The following is a 1672-nucleotide window of genomic DNA, read 5'->3' as shown; positions in this document are numbered from 1 at the left end:
ATCCCCCAACGACGTCCCCGTCCCATGCGCCTCCACATACGACACCGACCCAGGCTCCACCCCCGCCCGACCCAACGCCGCAGCAATCACCCGCTCCTGCGCCCGCGGATTCGGCACCGTGTAACCGTTGGTCTTGCCGCCGTGGTTGAGCGCCTCGCCGAGGACGACGCCGTAGATGTGGTCGCCGTCCTCCACCGCCCGGGCGAGCGGCTTGAGCAGCACCGCGCCGACGCCCTCACCGGGCACGTAGCCGCTGCCGCCGGCACCGAACGACCGGCACCGCCCGTCCGTCGACAGGTAGCCGCCCTGGCTGAGGAAGACGTACTTGTAGGGGTGGACGGAGACGTTGACGCCACCCGCGATCGCCAGGTCGCTCTCCCCGCGCCGCAGGCTCTCGCACGCCAGGTGCAGCGCGGTCAACGACGACGAACACATGGTGTCCACCGCCATGCTCGGCCCGTGCAGGTCCAGCAGGTGGGAGACCCGGTTGGCGATGGAGGCGTAGGAGGAGTTGGTGACCGCCCGCCCGCCGCGCAGCGCGTCCAGTGCGCCGTGGAACTGGTACTCGCCGTACATGACGCCGACGAACACCCCGACCTGACGCTCCCGGAGGTCCTTGCGCCGGTAACCGGCGTCCTCCAGGACGTGCCACGAGGTCTGGAGGAACAGCCGCTCCTGCGGGTCCATCAGCTCGGCCTCGCGCGGCATGATGGGGAAGAAGAGCGGGTCGAACTTGTCGACGTCCGACAGGAAGCCGCCCCACCTGCCGTACGTCCCACCGGCCCGCGAAGCATCCGCGTCGAAGAACCGCTCGTGATCCCACCGCTCCGGCGGCACCTCCGTGATGCAGTCCCGACCCGCCGCCAAGTTCTCCCAGAACTCCCCCAGGTCGTCCGCCATCGGATACCGACCACTCAGCCCGATCACCGCGATGGCCTCGCCGTGGTGATCGTCCCCGTCCGTGGCGGGCTCCGTCGTTGCCGTGAGGTCTCCGGGGGCCAGGAACCGGCCGTGGCGGACGGGCGCGTCCGGTGCCGCGGCGGGCTCGGCCGCGCCGGCGTCGGGGGCGGCATCGGCGGTGGCGGGCTGCGTTCCGGTCGCTTCCGGCACGGTCCGCGCGGTCAGCTCCGCGAGGCGCTCGGCGTGCTCCTCGACGAAGTACTCCACGAGCTCTTCGACCGTCTGGTACTCGAAGAACAGCGTCTTGGACAGCTGCTCGCCGATCCGCTCCTCCAGCTCGGCGTTGAGCCGCGTGATCATCAGGGAGTCGATGCCGTAGCGCTCCAGCGGCACGGTCGGGTCGATCTCCGCGGCGTCCATCTTGGTGGTGTCGGCCAGCACCCCGGTGAGGTAACGCTCGATGCGACCCCGCAGGTCGTCCGGGCCGGCGTCCGGTGCCGGCGCCCCGGCTTCCGGCGCGACCGTGGCCGTGGCCGCCGTCCGTGCGGCATCGCGGACCGGCGCCGGGGGTGAGGCCGGGGCCAGGGCCCGGGCCGGGGTCGGGGCACCTTCCGCGGTGGTGTCCAGGGCCACGGCCCGTACCAGCAGGTCCTTGATGCGGACGAGGACGGTGCCCTCCGCATCCAACAACGCCACCTGCGCCGTCACCGCACCCGCACGACCCACACCCTCCTCAACCGTCACATACGCCAAACACTCCCGCGGCAACTCC

1 protein-coding gene is annotated in these 1672 nt (G+C 71.5%); it reads right to left on the bottom strand.

Features of this window, described 5'->3' with window-relative positions; genetic code table 11:
- Window positions 1-1626 (bottom strand): beta-ketoacyl synthase N-terminal-like domain-containing protein (locus ABD385_RS41125; RefSeq protein ID WP_344585386.1); only part of this gene is annotated, 1626 nt, incomplete at its 3' end.
- Window positions 1627-1672 lie beyond the last annotated feature (46 nt).

This window comes from Streptomyces lunalinharesii, assembly GCF_039532155.1.
In the GTDB taxonomy this organism is placed as follows: domain Bacteria; phylum Actinomycetota; class Actinomycetes; order Streptomycetales; family Streptomycetaceae; genus Streptomyces; species Streptomyces lunalinharesii.
The sequence above is the reverse complement of the archived record's forward strand: the minus strand, read 5'-3'. Positions and strand labels throughout refer to the sequence as shown.